Origin of the sequence: Neisseria sp. 23W00296 (assembly GCF_044772855.1) — a bacterium.
Classification (GTDB): Bacteria; Pseudomonadota; Gammaproteobacteria; order Burkholderiales; family Neisseriaceae; genus Neisseria.
In genome coordinates, this window is record NZ_CP173024.1 from 2,059,549 (window position 1) to 2,074,341 (window position 14,793).

Sequence of the window (14,793 nt, forward strand, 5' to 3'; positions counted from 1 at the left end):
AATACCAAATGTCGACAGCCCCTAGCCCAGCGCAAACAGCTCGCGCCCGTGCCGTTTGAGCCAGTCTTTCGCCGCCTGCGTGTGCGGCGTGTGGCGGGAAACCAGTTCCCAAAACGCCGCGCTGTGGTTCGGGTGCGGCAGGTGGCAGAGTTCGTGCACGCAGACATAGTCGGCGACGAAATCGGGCGCGCCGACCAGCCGCCAGTTGAGGCGGATGCCCGTGCGCGCGCGGCACACGCCCCAAAAGGTTTTGGCGTCGGTGAGTGCGGCGGCGGCGGGGCGCAGGTTCAGACGGCCTGCGTGCGCCCACAGGCGCGGCGGCAGGGTTTGCGCGGCGCAGGCGTACAGCGCGTCTTTCAGCAGCCGCCTTTGTGCGGCCGCGCCGATCGGCGGCAGCAGAATCCGCCGCCCGTCAAACACCGCCTCCGCCACGCCCGCATCGGTTGCCACTTGCGTCAGCCTGCCGTGCAGCCACACCGCCTGCGGCAGGCCGTCTGAAAGGTTTTCAGACGGCAGCTCCTGCCAACGCGCCAGCGTCCGCCGCAGTGTTTCGCCGTTTTGCGCCAGCCAGTCTTGCAAGCCGCGCCGCCCCAGCCATTTGGGCGCGCTGACGCGCAGCGCATCGGCGGCAAGCGGGCGCAGGATGATGTTTTTCTTGGCGGCAAAGCGCACGGCAATGCGCACGGGGCGGCCGTCGAGATGGTGGATGAATTCGGTAATGACGGGTTTTCTGTTTTCATATTCGGTATTTGAGGCCGTCTGAAAAGCCGGAAACGCGTTTTCAGACGGCCTCTTGCGTTTACGCGCGCATGCAGGTCGGATACTTGTATCCGACATTGTGCCAACGTCAAAAAAACGCCGCACGGGTTTCAGACGGCCTTTGCCGTTTTGCCAACGGTTGTCGGATTCGAGAATCCGACCTACGGGATTGGCCGGATACCGTGCACAATGAGGCCGTCTGAAAAGGTGAAAACGCTTTTTCAGACGGTCTCTTGCCGTTTACGCGCCCATGTAGGCGGCGCGGCTGGCGAGCCATCTGTCCAAATGGGCTTTGACGATGTCGGGATTCTGTTCGATTAACTGCGGGGCGATGTCGCGGGCGTGTTCCAACAGGTGCAAATCCTGTTCCAAGTTGGCGAAGCGCAGCATGGGTACGCCGCTCTGGCGTGCGCCGAGAAATTCGCCGGGGCCGCGGATGTTGAGGTCTTGGCGGGCGATTTCAAAGCCGTCGGTGTGCTCGTAAATCACTTTCAGCCGTGCTTTGGCCAATTCGCTCAACGGCTCGGCAAACAAAAGGACGCACACGCTTTTGGCCGCGCCGCGCCCGACGCGCCCGCGCAGTTGGTGCAGTTGCGCCAGGCCCATGCGTTCGGCGTGTTCGATCACCATCAGCGCGGCGTTGGGCACATCCACGCCGACTTCGATCACGGTGGTGGCGACGAGTACGTTCAGACGGCCTGCGGCAAATTCGGCCATCACAGCGGCTTTTTCGGCGGCTTTCATGCGGCCGTGTACGAGGCCGATGTTGAGTTCGGGCAAGGCCGTCTGAAGCTGCTCCAGGGTTTCGGTGGCGGTTTGCAGTTGCAGGGTTTCGCTCTCTTCAATTAGGGGGCAGACCCAGTATGCCTGTTGCCCTTTGCGGCAGATATTGAGCAGGTAGCCTTCGACTTCGGCGCGGCGCAGGCTGTTGACGAGGCGGGTTTGGATGGGGGTGCGGCCGGGCGGCAGCTCGTCGATGACGGATACTTCGAGGTCGGCGAAAAAGCTCATGGCGAGGGTGCGCGGGATGGGGGTGGCGGACATCATCAGCTGGTGCACGTCGCGGCCTTTGTTTTTGAGGGCGAGGCGTTGGGTAACGCCGAAGCGGTGTTGTTCGTCGACAATCACGAGGCCGAGGTTTTGAAAGGCCACGTCGTCTTGAAACAGGGCGTGCGTGCCGACGGCGATTTTGGCAAGGCCGTCTGAAAGCTGTGCTTTGGCTTCGTCTTTGGCTTTTTTGCGCTGGCTGCCCGAGAGCCACGCGATGTCGAGGCCGAGCGGTTCAAACCATTGTTTGAACTTGATAAAGTGCTGTTCGGCGAGGATTTCGGTGGGGGCCATCACGGCCACTTGTGCACCGGCTTCCACGGCGGCAAGTGCGGCCAGCGCGGCGACGATGGTTTTTCCGCTGCCGACATCGCCCTGCAACAGACGGTGCATGGGAAAGGTTTGCGCCATGTCCTGCCGGATTTCGGCCAGGGCTTTTTCTTGGGCGCGGGTGAGGACGAAGGGCAGTGCGTTTAACAGGGGCTGCGACAATGTGCCGTTGCCGGTCAGCGGTGCGGCCTGACCGCTGATGCGCTTTTGCCGAGCCAGCCGCATGGAAAGCTGCTGCGCCAGCAGTTCGTCGAATTTGAGCCGCTGCCATGCGGGCAGTGCGCCGTCGGACAACTGCTGCACGCTCAGGCTCGGCGGCGGCGCGTGCAAAAGGCGCAGGCTTTCGGCCAGATGCGGCAGTTTCAGACGGCCTAACAGCGCGTCGGGCAGGGTGTCGTGCAGCGGGGTGTCGTCTAAGGCCGTCTGAATGATGCGGCGCAGGGTGGGCTGGTTCAGCCCGTTTACGGTGGGATAAACCGGAGTGAGGCTCTCGGCGAGGCCGCTCGTTTCGGCATCGCGGATTTTGGGGTGAATCATCTCGTCGCCGTAAAAACCGTGTTTGATTTCGCCCACGGCGCGGATGCGCTTGCCGACGGCAAGCTGCTTCTGCTGACTCGGGTAAAAATGGATAAAGCGCAAAAACAACACGTTGCCCGCGTTGTCGCCGATTTGCACAATCAGTTGCTTGCGCGGTTTGAACATGACTTCCTGATGCAGCACCGTGCCTTCCACCTGACAGGGTACGCCGACGGGCGCGTCTTGCAGCGGCATGATGTGGGTTTCGTCTTCATAGCGCAGCGGCAGGTGCAGCACCAAATCCCAAGCGGTGTGCAGATTGAGCTTTTCCAGCTTTTTGGCGGCGGTGTCGGTGATTTTGAGCTGTTTTCGGGTTTCGGGCGTCATGTTGCGGGCTTTTCTGCGGGAGGCGGCGGATTATATAACAAGGCCGTCTGAAAGCCGTTCAGACGGCCGCCAAACGGCACAAACCCGCAGTTTCAGGCTGCGGGTTCGTGCTTTGGTTCGGTTTTTGAGTATCGAGGAAAAAGGCTGAATCGTATAAAGGAATCTCCAAGAAAGTTGTTGATGAAAGTTGATATGAACGACTGAAATAACGTTGTTTAATGACCCGGCCGGTGAGCCGGTAGGGCGTATTATATACAAATAATAATGGTTATCAAGATTTATTTTGATTTTTTGCCGATTTATTTTTAGAAAGCTGTTTTTAAAGAGAATATTTTTGCCGATTATCGGCCGCGAAACGGCGTATCTGCCTCCGTGGCAATGCCGTATAATCGCGCTCCAACCGCAACAGCGAAAATCCTTATGCCGCACCAAGATACCGTCCAAACCGTCCGCCGCGACCTTCTCGCCGCCAACGGCCTCGATGCCGAAAACCTCGCCCGCAGCCTCGCCCTTATCGGCGCGCACCACGTCGATTATGCCGACATCTACTGCCAGCGCACCGCCTACGAAAGCTGGCACCTCGAAGAAGGCATGGTCAAATCGGGCAGCTTCCAAATCAGCCAGGGCGCGGGCGTGCGCGCCGTGTCGGGCGACAAAACCGCCTTTGCCTACGCCGACAGCCTGAACCTCGATTCCGTCAACCGCTCGGCGCAAACCGTGCGCGTTATCGGCGCTGCGGGCGGCGAAACGGCCGTGCACACGCCGTCTGAAAAAAGCGTCCGCCGCATCCACGACGATGCCGACCCCATCCGCAGCATGGACGCCGCCGCCAAAATCACCCTGCTCCACCGCATCGAAGAAACCGCCAAAGCCGCCGACCCGCGCATCGTGCAGGTCATGGCCGGGCTTGCCTGCGAATACGACATGGTCTACATCGCCCGCCTCGACGGCAGACACGCCGCCGACATCCGCCCTCTGGTGCGCCTGAGCGTCACCGTCATTGCCAAACAGGGCGATAGGCGCGAAATGGGCAGCGCGGGCGGCGGCGGACGCGGCGGACTCGAATTTTTCGACGACGAACGCGTGCGCGGCTATGTCGAAGCCGCCGTCAAACAAGCCCTCACCAACCTCGAATCGCGTCCCGCGCCCGCTGGCGAAATGACCGTCGTTTTGGGCAACGGCTGGCCGGGCGTATTGCTGCACGAAGCCGTAGGCCACGGCCTCGAAGGCGATTTCAACCGCAAACAAACCAGCGTGTTCTCCGGCCGTATCGGCGAGCGAGTGGCCGCCAAAGGCGTAACCGTGGTCGATCAGGGCGACATCGCCCACCGTCGCGGCTCGCTCAACATCGACGACGAAGGCAACGAAACCGGCCGCACCACCCTCATCGAAGACGGCATCCTCGTAGGCTATATGCAAGACGAAACCAACGCCCGCCTGATGGGCGTATCCCCCACCGGCAACGGCCGCCGCGAAAGCTACGCCTCCGCCCCCATGCCGCGCATGACCAACACCTTTATGGAAAACGGCAGCTACGGGCCGGACGAAATCATCACCTCCATCGGCAAAGGCATCTACGCCGTGAATTTCGGCGGCGGCCAGGTCGACATCACCAGCGGCAAATTCGTGTTTTCCGCCTCGGAAGCCTGGTGGGTGGAAAACGGCAAACCGCAATACCCCGTGAAGGGCGCAACCATCATCGGCAACGGCCCCGAAGTGCTCAAACACGTTTCCATGATCGGCAACGACACCGCGCTCGACAGCGGCGTAGGCGTGTGCGGCAAAGACGGCCAAAGCGTGCCCGTAGGCGTAGGCCAGCCCACGCTGCGTATCGACGCGGGCTTAACCGTCGGCGGCAGCGAAATTTAAGGCCGTCCCCGCCTACGCGGGAATGACGTTTCTGAAAGCCAAGTCCGGCACAGCAAAACCCGTCCGACACAAAAACAAAGAGGCCGTCTGAAACCCCGCAACAGGGTTTTCAGACGGCCTCTCCGCATCCGCGCTACTTGCGCCGCAACACCATACGGAACACACCGTCCGCCTCGTCCGAAGCCAAAAGGGCATGCCCCGTCTGGCGGCAGAACGCGGCAAAATCGTCGGGCGCACCCGCATCCGTCGCCTCCACCGTCAGCACCTCGCCGCTCGCCAAAGCCGCCAGCGCCTTCTTCGCACGCAAAATCGGCAGCGGGCATTTCAAACCCTTCACATCCAGATAATGTCCGTCCATCAAACGCTCCTCACACAAAAAAGCCGCGGATTATAGCCCAAGCCCCCGCGCGGCACACAGCCCGCCGCAAAACCGCCGCCCACCCTGCCGCCGGTGTTACAATCCGCTGCATTTCCCACCCCTAAGGACAGCCATGACCCGCACCCTCCTGCTCAGCCTCCTCCTCGCCGCCCCGCTGGCACACGCCAGCGAAAAAGAAACCGACTACAACACCCGCTACGTCGAAACCGAAGCCGACCGCCGCCGCGCCGTCTTCACCGAAACCGAAGAACCCCTGCCACCCTTCCCCACCGCCGACGGCTGGACGGAACTCTACGTCTCCCCCACCTACCCCGGCCAACTCCTCATCAGCCGCGACAGCATCCACCCCGCAGCCGACCGCACCGTGCGCTACGTCCTCAACCTGCGGCCGCAACACGGCGGCACCGACAACATCAGCGCAGAAGCCCTCTACTGCGCCGACACCTCCTTCAACATCCGCGAAGGCAAAAAAAGCGCCTACAAAACCTACGCCTACGGCGACCCCGTCAACCGCCGCTGGATAGCCGCCCGCAACGCCCGCTGGCAAAACCTCGGCGGCCGCCCCGACAGCGCCGCCGCCGTGCGCGAAACCCTCTACCGCATCTGGTGCCACGACGGCACACCCGAAACCCGCGAAGGACTGCTGCGGCGTCTGGACGAACGCGGCGGCAAAAACGCCGCATCCGGCAGACAAAACCGCAAAGAAAGCGACTGAGCCCGCCGCATCGGATAGGCCGTCTGAAAGCGAAGCTGCAACAAAGTCAAAAGCAGATTCAAGCGCTTTCAGACGGCCTTTTTGCAAACAGCAGATATTGAAACCTTTGCAAAACCCCAACTCCCTGCCAAACGGCATCATTCCCGCACAGGCGGGAATCTTGCTTAATGTCAAAACATTTCTGACAAAACCCTATATTGCTTAAACCCTGAAAAGACTCCCGCCTGCGCGGGAATGACGGAATTTATTACCGTTCACGCTGTATTTGGGGTTTTGCAACAATTCCACATTAAACGCACACACCGCCGGGCGGCACACCCTACCGCCGTACCGCCAGCGGAGGCCGTCTGAAACCTGTCGGAGCAACAGAGTCCCCTCTCCCGCTTGCGGGGGAGGGCTAGGGTGGGGGCTTGCGATGCTTCGGCAACTTTTGCGGAAACGGCACAAAAGCAGTTCTGCGAACTGCCACCTCCTCCCCAACCCTCCCCTGCGCCCCAGTGTACAGACCGGACACATAGGTAACACCTGTGCGGGGACATGGGTAACAGTTTTTCGGGCAGTTTGGCAGAAGTCGTTCAGGTCAATCCGGCCGAGGCGGTAGAAGCAGAAACAGACTTCGTACACACCGTCTTCGCTTTGTACCGGACGGCAGGCTACGGCTTGTCCGACCAGCCCTTTGCCGATGCGTATCTGCCGACCCGGCAGGCTGATTTGGCCGTTGGTGTCCGTTTTGCGCACCAAGTCTCCCGGCAGGTATTCGACCGGTGCCAAGTGTTCGGGAAATTCCCTCGGGCTGCTGCGGTAGTGTTGCGGAGGAGTGTCCGGTCCCAGTGCTTCATGCGGCCTTTCGTGGTTGTAGCAGTGCCGCCAGCTGTCAAACGCCTGCTGTGCCTGCTCCGGGGGCTGTTGGCAACCGGCCTTGCGGCGGTGTTTTTGGTAAAAATCCGCGCTTGCCGCGTCAAAAATGCTCGCAAGGTGTCCAACCTTGCTGTGCTTTTTTCCTTGCATTCGCGGATTTTTCCTCAAAAAACCGCTTCGCAAGCTGATTGCCAACAGCCCCGCCGAAGGTTCTGCCTTTGAGCACTTCGGCTTTCAGGCTGCGGTGGAAACGTTCGTCTTTGCCGTTGGTCTGCGGGTGCAGCGGACGGCTGCGGCCGGGGCGGATGCCCAGTCGGATAAGCCAGGCGGCCAGGCGGGTCAGTCCGCCTTGCGCGCTGTCGCCCCGGGGTGTGCCGTTGTCGGTGTTGATTCTGTCGGGCAGTCCGTATTGTCTGAATGCTTCGGTCAATGCTGCCTGTACGCCTTCCCTGCGCTCGTTTGCCGGGGCACGCAGGATGATGTTGTAGCGCGATCGGTCGTCGATAACGGTCAGCGGGTGGCAGCGGCCGCCGCCGGTGGCGAAATGGCCTTTGAAATCCATCTGCCGCAATGCGTTGGGATAGGGATGTTCGAAACGCTGCCGGTTGTGTGCCGCATGGGTGTTTTCGTGAATGATGCGTCCGTTGCGGTGCAGTATGGAGGTGATGGTGCCGGGGGCGATGCGTATGCCGTGTTCGCGCTGCAGTATGCGGGCGATTTTGCGGCCGCCCCATGCGGGATGTTCGTCGCGTACGGCGAGTACCTGCTGTTCGGTTCGGCTGCCTGTCTGCTTCGGGCTGTTGTGCGGACGGCGGGATTGTTCTTGGGTGCTGTCGCGTTTGAGCCATTTGTAGGCGGTTTTGCGGCTGATGCCGAATTGTCGGCACAGACGGCTGATGTTGCGGTCGGGTTGTCGGGCTAGGGTTAAAAATTCCTGTCGTTCTCGGGACACGGTGGTTTCTCTCCAAGGCATGGTAGGGATTCCGTCTGTTGGGACGGGGAAGTGTTACCTATGTCTTCGTACGGGTGTTACCTTTGTGTCCGGTCTGTACACTGTGGCGCAGGGGAGGGAGTAAAATGCCGATGCAGCCGAGAGGCCGTCTGAATGTGGCCGTCTGAAAAAGGCCGTCTGAAAACCGCGTTCGCGGTTTTCAGACGGCCTTTCCGTGTCGGCTGCGGACGCTGTGCGGGCGTTCAGTCTCCGGCGCATTCCTGACATTCGGTGTGGTGGTCGCCGCCGATTTTGAGTTTGGCCATGACGTCGCGCAGGGCGGTGCGCAGGCCTTCTTCTATCACGGGGTGGTAGAAGGGCATGTCGAGCATTTGCGGTATGGTCATGCGCATTTGGTGCGCCCAGGCGAGGAGGTGGGCGAGGTGTTCGGCGTCGGGGCCGACCATTTCGGCGCCGATGAAGCGGCCGCTGCCTTGTTCGGCATAGACGCGCAGGCGGCCGCGGTTGACGAGCATGACGCGGCTGCGGCCTTGGTTGCGGAAGGAGACTTCGCCGACGGCGACGCATTCGGGGTTTTTGTAGCGTTCGCGCATTTGGGCGTATTTCATGCCGACGGTGGCAATCTGCGGGTCGGTAAACACGACGCCGATAAGGCTGCGGCGCAGGCCGTTTTCGATGTGCGGGTAGCGGCCGGCGTTGTCGCCGGCGATTTTGCCCTGGTCGCTGGCTTCGTGCAGCAGGGGGAGCTGGTTGGAGGCGTCGCCGGCGATGAAGATGTGCGGGATGCTGGTCTGCATGGTGAGCGGGTGGGCTTGGGGCACGCCGCGCGCGTCGCGTTCGATGGCGAGGTTTTCGAGGCCGATGTTGTCGGTGTTGGGGACGCGGCCGGCGGCGGCGAGCAGGTATTGGGCGGTGAAGACGCCGCTCCCGCCGTTTGTGCGGTCGCGCCAGTTGACGACGACGTCGCCCGCTTCGTTGCGGCCGACTTCGGTGTCGGCATCGAGGTGGAGGACGAGTTCGCCACCGAAGATGTTTTTGGCTTCGGCGAGGACTTCGGGGTCGGAGATGCCGCCGAGGGAGCCGCTGAGGCCGAAGATTTCGACGCGCACGCCCAGACGGGTGAGCGCTTGGCCGAGTTCGAGGCCGATGACGCCGGGGCCGAAGACGGCGACGCTTTCGGGCAGGGTGTCCCATGAGAAGACGTCGTCGTTGACGATGAGACGGTCGCCCGCGGCTTCGCGCCATTGGGGCAGGACGAGGGGGCGGGAGCCGGTGGCGATGACGATGCGATCGGCGCGGATTTGTGTATGGTCGTCGATTTGCACGGTGTGTTCGTCGATGAAGCGGGCGTGGCCGATGATGCGTTTTTCAGACGGCCAGGCTTCTACGTCTTCGAGCACAAAGCCGACGAAGCGGTCGCGTTCGGTTTTGACGCGGTTCATGACTTCGCGGCCGTCGACGCGCACGCTGTCTTTATCGAGATGGACGCCGAAGGGGTCGGTGTGCAGGGCGTGGTAGCGGGCGTCTGCGGCGGCGATGAGGAGTTTGGAGGGCATGCAGCCGACGCGGGCGCAGGTGGTGCCGAAGGTGTGGCTTTCGATGAGGTAGGCATTGTCGGTGTGCATGAGGGCGTTGCGGAACGCGCCCATGCCGGCGGTGCCGCCGCCGATGACGACGACGTCTGCGGTGAGCTGTTTCATGTGGTTTCCTTTCAGACGGCCTGTGCCGTGGCGGCGCGGCCTGCGGGTGGGTGTGAAAAAGAGTTATCCGGGTAACGCGGCCTGTCTGCGGCGGCGTTACCCGGATAACCCTTGGCGGTTATCCGGGAGGGCTGTTATGGCGCAGCCCTCGGTTTCAAACGGTTTTATCGGTTTTTCGCCAGCCAGGCTTCCAAGTCGTTGCTGCCGCCGATGTATTGGCCGCCGATGAAGACTTGCGGTGCGGAGGTTTTGCCGGTGATGGCGCGCACGGAAGTGGTGGTGGCGTCGCGGCCGAGGACGATTTCTTCGTAGGCCAGGCCTTTGTCTTGCAGAGCCTTTTTCGCTTTGGCGCAGAAGGGGCAGCCGGGTTTGGTGAAGATGGCAACAGAGGGCTGCTCCTGCCAGGACGGATCGATATATTTGAGCATGGTGTCGGCATCGGACACTTCGAAGGGGTCGCCGTCTTTTACGGGTTCGATGAAGGCTTTGGTGACTTTGCCATCTTCGACCAGCATGGAGTAGCGCCAGGAGCGGTCGCCGAAGCCCAGGCCTTCTTTGCTCACCAGCATGCCCATGCCGCGGGTGAAGTCGCCGTTGCCGTCGGGTACGACGGTGATGTTTTCGGCTTCCTGGTCGGCCAGCCAGGCGTTCATGACGAAGGTGTCGTTAACCGATACGCACAGGATGCTGTCGACGCCGCGGGCGAAGAATTCTTTGGCCAGCTCGTTGTAGCGCGGCAGGTGGGTGGAGGAGCAGGTGGGTGTGAACGCGCCGGGCAGGGAGAAGACGACGACTTTTTTGCCTTTGAACAGATCGTCGGTGGATACGTCTACCCATGCGTCGCCCTGACGGGTGTGGAATACGACGGAAGGAACGGTGCTGCCGACCAGTTCGGCTTCGGTTTTGATGTTGATGCTCATGGAAGTCTCCTGAAACAAACGGGTTGTAAAAAGTTTGGGCTGCGGCGCAGCCTCTGTATGAAAACGGAGTGAAAACACAAAACGGTATATGGGATGCCGCGCATTTTAACGGCGGCGGCATGATTTGTATAATTTATTGTTCAAATTTTTTTGATTGCAAACCGCTATTCATTGCCGCCGTTTTGCAGCGGCGGGGCGGATTGTACGCCTATCTTGTCCACCATGCTGCCGACGGCGGCCTCCACGCGGTCTTTCAGGGCGAAACGGTCGCCCTCGGGGGGGATTTGCGGCAGGAAGTCGACGCGGATTTGGATTTCGGGCATCGACACGATGCGCCACAGGGTGACGGGCAGGGAAACATCGCTGAACGCAGGGCGGTCGGTGCGGCGGTTGCGGCCGTCGTAATAGCGCAGCGCCAGAGGCTGCACGTTCACGCCCGCGTCGATGGCCGACTGGAACAGCGCGGCTTTGAAGGGCAGGATGCCGTCGCCGCTCGATGTGCGCGCTTCGGGGAAGAAGCAGACGTTTTGGCCTTTTTCCAGCGAGCGGACGATGGCTTCGTTGATAACGTTGATGTCTTTGCGGCTGCTGCGGTCGATGAAGACGGTGTCGGCGTTGCGGGCGGCGCGGCCGACAAGCGGCCAGCGTTCGAGTTCCTTCATGGCGATGAAGCTGCTCGGGCATTGCGCGGTGATGGCGAAGATGTCGAGGAGGGAAACGTGGTTGGCCGCCACCAGCACGCCCTGCGGCGTTTCAGACGGCCTGTCGCGCACGTCGAGCCGCACGTTGAGGATGTTGAGCGCGTTGTTGCAGATAGCGGCAAATTCGGCGTTGCGCACACTTTGCGGCGCACCGTCGAGCCTGCGGATGCGGCGTACTGTGGCAATCAGCCAGCCCGCCATTTTGAACAGGCGGCAGATGCGGGTGGCAAAGGGCGTGGGGCGGAGCGGCATGGCGGCGGGCAGTCAGACAAAAGGCGCGATGGTAATTTCAGACGGCCTGCCGTACCAGTGCTTTTGCGGTTTTTTGCACAGACGCGGGAGGCCGTCTGAAAACGGCGGTGGGGTTTCGGACGGCCTTTCAGGCTGCTGTGCCGCTTACGGCCGTCTGAAAGGCCGAAACCTGCCGCTGTGTGACGCTTTACCCCCTGCGCTCGCGCGGGGGAGGGTTGGGGAGGGGGTGGCGTTTCGCAGAAATGCTTTTGCTGCCGCAGTTTCCGCAAAAGTTGCCGCAGCGGTGCCCCCCCACCCTAGCCCTCCCCCGCGCGGGCGGGGGAGGGAATCAAGGGGCAAAAACGGCCTGAAAGCAAAAAGGGGAACCGTCTGAAAAGGGTGGCCGTCTGAAAAACCTGCTTTGCAGGTTTTTCAGACGGCCTTTTGCCGCGGGCTGCACAGTCGGCGGTTCAAATATGGTGGATAACGAGTTTCTTGCCTTTGTAGTCGAGCACGTCGACGTCCATGTCGAACAGTTCGCGGATGTTGTCGGGGGTGAAGATTTTGTCGGGGGTGTCGGCCATGAAAACCGCGCCGTTTTTCATGGCGACGACGTAGTCGGCGTAGGCGGCGGCCTGGTTGATGTCGTGCAAAACGACGACGGTGGTGCGCTTGTGTTCGTCGGTGAGGCGGCGCAGCAGGCGCATGAGGGCGCGGGCGTGGTACATGTCGAGGTTGTTGAGCGGTTCGTCGAGCAGGACGTAGTCGGTCTGCTGGCAGAAGACCATGGCGATCATGCCCCTCTGACGCTGGCCGCCGGAGAGTTCGGTGAGGTAGCGTTCGGCGAAGTCGCGCAGTTGGAAGGCGTCGAGGGCGTTTTCGACGATGGCGTAATCGTTTTCAGACGGCCTGCCCTGGTGGTAGGGGTAGCGGCCGAACATGAGCAGGTCGCGCACGCTGATGCGGCTGACGATGCTGTTGTCTTGGGTGAGGATGGAGAGGATTTTGGCCAGTTCGGCTGTGGGGGTGGCGGCGACGTCGTGGCCGCCGACGCTGATGCTGCCTTGTTTGAGGGGTTGCAGGCGGGCGGCGAAGGACAGGAGGGTGGATTTGCCCGCGCCGTTGGGGCCGATGAGGGCGGTGATGCCGCCTTGCGGGATGTCGAGGCTGATGTCGCGGAGGATGGGGCGGCCGCCTATGCTGTGGCCGACGTTGCGGATTTGTATCATGGTGGTTTTTTCGGGTCGGGTTGTTGGGGAGGCCGTTTCTGAACGGGTTTTCGCTTCGTTGAAGCTTCGATTTCAGACGGCCTTTCTGTGGCAGGCCGTTTGGAAGCCTATTTTTTCTTTTTCAGCACCAGCCAGAGGAAGACGAGGCCGCCGGCAAATTCGATAACGACGCTCAGCACGGCTTTCATGCCGAGGAGGTGTTCGAATACGGTTTGGCCGCCGACAAGCAACACGGCGGCGGTGAGGAAGACCATGGGCAGGCGCAGGCTGTGGCGGACATGTGGGCTGAAGCGGTCGGCCAGGGCGACGACGAGCAGGCCGAAAAAGCTCACCGGGCCGACGACGGCGGTGGCGGTGGCGGTGAGGGTGGCGATCCACAGCAGTATCCATAAGGTGTTGCGCGTGTAGTCTATGCCGAGGTTGACGGCCTGGTCGCGGCCGAGCAGGTGGACGTCGAGGCGGTGGCGTTCGCGCCAGAGGAAGACGGCGCTGGCCGCCGCAATCACAAAGCCGACGGCGAGCAGGTTGGTATGGATGGTGTTGAAATTGGCGAAGCTGTTGCTCTGCACGGCGGCGAATTCTTCGGGGTCGATCAGGCGTTTGAGCAGCGCCGAGAGGCTGCGGAAGAAAACGCCGAAAATCACGCCGATCAGTATCATCCGCGCCAGATCGCAGCCGCCCTGCCGCAGCAAAACGTTAAATAAGAGCAGCGAGCCGCCCATCATTGCCGCCAGTTCCAGCGCGAATTTGCCGTTTACCGGCAGCGCACCGTAGCCGACACCGCCCAGCAGCACCACCAGCAGGGTTTGCAGGAACAGATAGAGGGAGTCGAAGCCGAGGATGGCGGGCGTGAGGATGGGGTTGTTGGTGAGCGTTTGGAACAGCAGGGTGGACACGCCGACGGAGTAGGCGGCCAGAAGCAGCCCGGCCAGCGTCGTGCCGCGCCGCTGCAAGACGAAATCCCAGCTGCCGTGCACGTTGAGCGTGAGGAACAGGGCGCAGGAGGCGATCAGCAGAAGCAGGGCAACCCACAGCGGACGGCGGCTTGCGGACGGATTTTCAGACGGCATGGGCGGGTTTCCTCATCAGAAGATAGAGAAACAGCACGGTGCCGAGCACGCCGAAAACGGTGGACACCGGAATCTCGAAGGGATAGCGCACGGTGCGGCTGACGATGTCGCACAGCAGCACCATGCCCGCGCCGATCAGGGCGACGGCGGGCAGGCTGCGGCGCAGGCGGTCGCCCATCAGGCGGCTGACGATATTGGGCACGACCAGGCCGATAAACGGGATGTTGCCCACCGTCACCACCACCAGCGAGGTAATCAGCGCGACGATAATCAGCCCCGCCCACAACACCGCCGTGCGGTTCAGGCCGAGGTTGACGCTCACCGCCTCGCCCAGCCCGGCGATGGTGAGCTGGTCGGCAATCACATAGGCCAGCACGGCGACGATGCCGCCCAGCCACAAGAGTTCGTAACGCCCCTGCAAAATCCCCGAAAAATCGCCCGCCTGCCACACATCGAGCATCTGCATCATCTCGTTTTCATAGGCGACAAACAGCGTCAGCGACTCGATTACGCCGCCGAAAATAATCCCCACCAAGGGCACCATCAGCTGCGCCGTCGGCGGCAGGCGCGAAATCAGCGCCATAAACAGCAGCATGCCCGCCATTGCCGCAGCGGCGGCTGACGACATTTTCAGCATCACGCCCGCCGCCGGATAAACCAGCGTCAGCAGCACCAGCGCCAAGGCCGCGCTCTGGCTCGCGCCCACCATCGACGGCTCGACGAAACGGTTGCGCATCAGAATCTGCATAATCATGCCCGCCACCGCCAGCGACGCGCCGCTGAGCACCACCGCCAGCGTGCGCGGCAGGCGGCTCACCACCATCAGCATCATGCTGTCGGACGGCGAAAAAAGCTGCGACCAGCGGAAATCGGCCACGCCGATAGACAGGCTGAGGCCGAAGAGCAGCAGCAGCGCGGCAAAAGCGGCCGCATAAAGGGAAAAGGGATTTTTTATCATCGTATCAAAAGGGTTAAAGGGCTTTCAGACGGCCTCTGCCGCAACGGGAGGCCGTCTGAAAACACAGCTTCGGCGCAGCCGAAAACAAAACGGCAGTTGATGATTGTCTGCATCGCGCGCAAACGGTTGGGAAAACAGAAAACGCCGCCGCTTCGGGCGTCTTGTCCGTTAC

The 14,793-nt window shown here is 61.7% G+C and carries 13 protein-coding genes; 2 read left to right on the plus strand and 11 right to left on the minus strand.

Going from position 1 to position 14,793, the window contains the following annotated elements; translation table 11 throughout:
- Positions 1–21 precede the first annotated feature (21 nt).
- Together ACG2K1_RS10255 and recG are read right to left on the minus strand one after the other, a co-directional pair.
- Positions 22–837 (minus strand): M48 family metallopeptidase, encoded by an 816-nt coding sequence (locus tag ACG2K1_RS10255; protein WP_395429477.1) that lies wholly within the window; start codon positions 835–837, stop codon positions 22–24.
- A 162-nt stretch (positions 838–999) separates the two neighbouring features.
- The gene (gene recG / locus ACG2K1_RS10260; RefSeq protein ID WP_395429476.1) at positions 1,000–3,039 is read right to left on the minus strand and encodes an ATP-dependent DNA helicase RecG; all 2,040 of its coding nucleotides are present in this window, start codon (positions 3,037–3,039) and stop codon (positions 1,000–1,002) included.
- A gap of 378 nt (positions 3,040–3,417) precedes the next feature.
- On the opposite strand from recG, the gene tldD reads away from it, so the two are divergent.
- Positions 3,418–4,908: a metalloprotease TldD gene (tldD, locus tag ACG2K1_RS10265; RefSeq protein ID WP_395429493.1), complete on the plus strand. Its 1,491-nt coding sequence runs from the start codon at positions 3,418–3,420 to the stop codon at positions 4,906–4,908.
- A 133-nt stretch (positions 4,909–5,041) separates the two neighbouring features.
- On the opposite strand, the gene ACG2K1_RS10270 is transcribed toward tldD, so the two are convergent.
- The gene (locus ACG2K1_RS10270) at positions 5,042–5,266 is read right to left on the minus strand and encodes a sulfurtransferase TusA family protein (protein ID WP_009424911.1); all 225 of its coding nucleotides are present in this window, start codon (positions 5,264–5,266) and stop codon (positions 5,042–5,044) included.
- A gap of 133 nt (positions 5,267–5,399) precedes the next feature.
- Between ACG2K1_RS10270 and ACG2K1_RS10275 the strand changes: the two genes are divergently transcribed.
- Positions 5,400–6,002: a CNP1-like family protein gene (locus ACG2K1_RS10275; protein WP_395429475.1), complete on the plus strand. Its 603-nt coding sequence runs from the start codon at positions 5,400–5,402 to the stop codon at positions 6,000–6,002.
- Between the two features lie 201 nt (positions 6,003–6,203).
- Here ACG2K1_RS10275 and ACG2K1_RS10280 read toward each other — a convergent pair whose 3' ends face one another.
- From ACG2K1_RS10280 to ACG2K1_RS10315, 8 genes are all read right to left on the minus strand, one after another.
- Positions 6,204–7,010 (minus strand): integrase core domain-containing protein, encoded by an 807-nt coding sequence (locus ACG2K1_RS10280; RefSeq protein WP_395429492.1) that lies wholly within the window; start codon positions 7,008–7,010, stop codon positions 6,204–6,206.
- Complete coding sequence (locus ACG2K1_RS10285) at positions 6,961–7,833, minus strand: DDE-type integrase/transposase/recombinase (protein ID WP_402837154.1); 873 nt, start codon at positions 7,831–7,833, stop codon at positions 6,961–6,963. Before ACG2K1_RS10285 ends, ACG2K1_RS10280 begins: the two co-directional genes overlap by 50 nt.
- Positions 7,834–8,054: 221 nt before the next feature.
- The gene (locus tag ACG2K1_RS10290; protein WP_009425347.1) at positions 8,055–9,512 is read right to left on the minus strand and encodes a dihydrolipoyl dehydrogenase; all 1,458 of its coding nucleotides are present in this window, start codon (positions 9,510–9,512) and stop codon (positions 8,055–8,057) included.
- A 164-nt stretch (positions 9,513–9,676) separates the two neighbouring features.
- A complete protein-coding gene (locus ACG2K1_RS10295; RefSeq protein ID WP_395429213.1) occupies positions 9,677–10,432 on the minus strand; it encodes a glutathione peroxidase in 756 nt (251 codons plus the stop codon).
- A gap of 164 nt (positions 10,433–10,596) precedes the next feature.
- On the minus strand, positions 10,597–11,385 hold the full coding sequence (locus ACG2K1_RS10300; protein ID WP_009425345.1) for a 1-acylglycerol-3-phosphate O-acyltransferase: 789 nt from the start codon (positions 11,383–11,385) through the stop codon (positions 10,597–10,599).
- Positions 11,386–11,834: 449 nt separating this feature from the next.
- On the minus strand, positions 11,835–12,593 hold the full coding sequence (locus tag ACG2K1_RS10305) for an ABC transporter ATP-binding protein (protein WP_094031157.1): 759 nt from the start codon (positions 12,591–12,593) through the stop codon (positions 11,835–11,837).
- Between the two features lie 107 nt (positions 12,594–12,700).
- Positions 12,701–13,663, minus strand: coding sequence for an iron chelate uptake ABC transporter family permease subunit (locus ACG2K1_RS10310; RefSeq protein WP_395429215.1), 963 nt, complete (start codon positions 13,661–13,663; stop codon positions 12,701–12,703).
- Positions 13,653–14,621 carry an ABC transporter permease gene (locus ACG2K1_RS10315; RefSeq protein ID WP_009425143.1) on the minus strand — a complete coding sequence of 323 codons (969 nt, stop codon included), beginning with the start codon at positions 14,619–14,621 and terminating at the stop codon, positions 13,653–13,655. The genes ACG2K1_RS10310 and ACG2K1_RS10315 overlap by 11 nt, the downstream gene beginning before the upstream one ends.
- Positions 14,622–14,793 lie beyond the last annotated feature (172 nt).

Excerpts from the sequence above, each read along its gene's own strand:
- ACG2K1_RS10255 (WP_395429477.1), bottom strand. The coding sequence starts at position 837 with ATGTCGGATACAAGTATCCGACCTGCATGCGCGCGTAAACGCAAGAGG.
- recG (WP_395429476.1), bottom strand. The coding sequence starts at position 3,039 with ATGACGCCCGAAACCCGAAAACAGCTCAAAATCACCGACACCGCCGCC.
- tldD (WP_395429493.1), top strand. The coding sequence starts at position 3,418 with ATGCCGTATAATCGCGCTCCAACCGCAACAGCGAAAATCCTTATGCCG.
- ACG2K1_RS10270 (WP_009424911.1), bottom strand. The coding sequence starts at position 5,266 with ATGGACGGACATTATCTGGATGTGAAGGGTTTGAAATGCCCGCTGCCG.
- ACG2K1_RS10275 (WP_395429475.1), top strand. The coding sequence starts at position 5,400 with ATGACCCGCACCCTCCTGCTCAGCCTCCTCCTCGCCGCCCCGCTGGCA.
- ACG2K1_RS10280 (WP_395429492.1), bottom strand. The coding sequence starts at position 7,010 with ATGCAAGGAAAAAAGCACAGCAAGGTTGGACACCTTGCGAGCATTTTT.
- ACG2K1_RS10285 (WP_402837154.1), bottom strand. The coding sequence starts at position 7,833 with ATGCCTTGGAGAGAAACCACCGTGTCCCGAGAACGACAGGAATTTTTA.
- ACG2K1_RS10290 (WP_009425347.1), bottom strand. The coding sequence starts at position 9,512 with ATGAAACAGCTCACCGCAGACGTCGTCGTCATCGGCGGCGGCACCGCC.
- ACG2K1_RS10295 (WP_395429213.1), bottom strand. The coding sequence starts at position 10,432 with ATGAGCATCAACATCAAAACCGAAGCCGAACTGGTCGGCAGCACCGTT.
- ACG2K1_RS10300 (WP_009425345.1), bottom strand. The coding sequence starts at position 11,385 with ATGCCGCTCCGCCCCACGCCCTTTGCCACCCGCATCTGCCGCCTGTTC.
- ACG2K1_RS10305 (WP_094031157.1), bottom strand. The coding sequence starts at position 12,593 with ATGATACAAATCCGCAACGTCGGCCACAGCATAGGCGGCCGCCCCATC.
- ACG2K1_RS10310 (WP_395429215.1), bottom strand. The coding sequence starts at position 13,663 with ATGCCGTCTGAAAATCCGTCCGCAAGCCGCCGTCCGCTGTGGGTTGCC.
- ACG2K1_RS10315 (WP_009425143.1), bottom strand. The coding sequence starts at position 14,621 with ATGATAAAAAATCCCTTTTCCCTTTATGCGGCCGCTTTTGCCGCGCTG.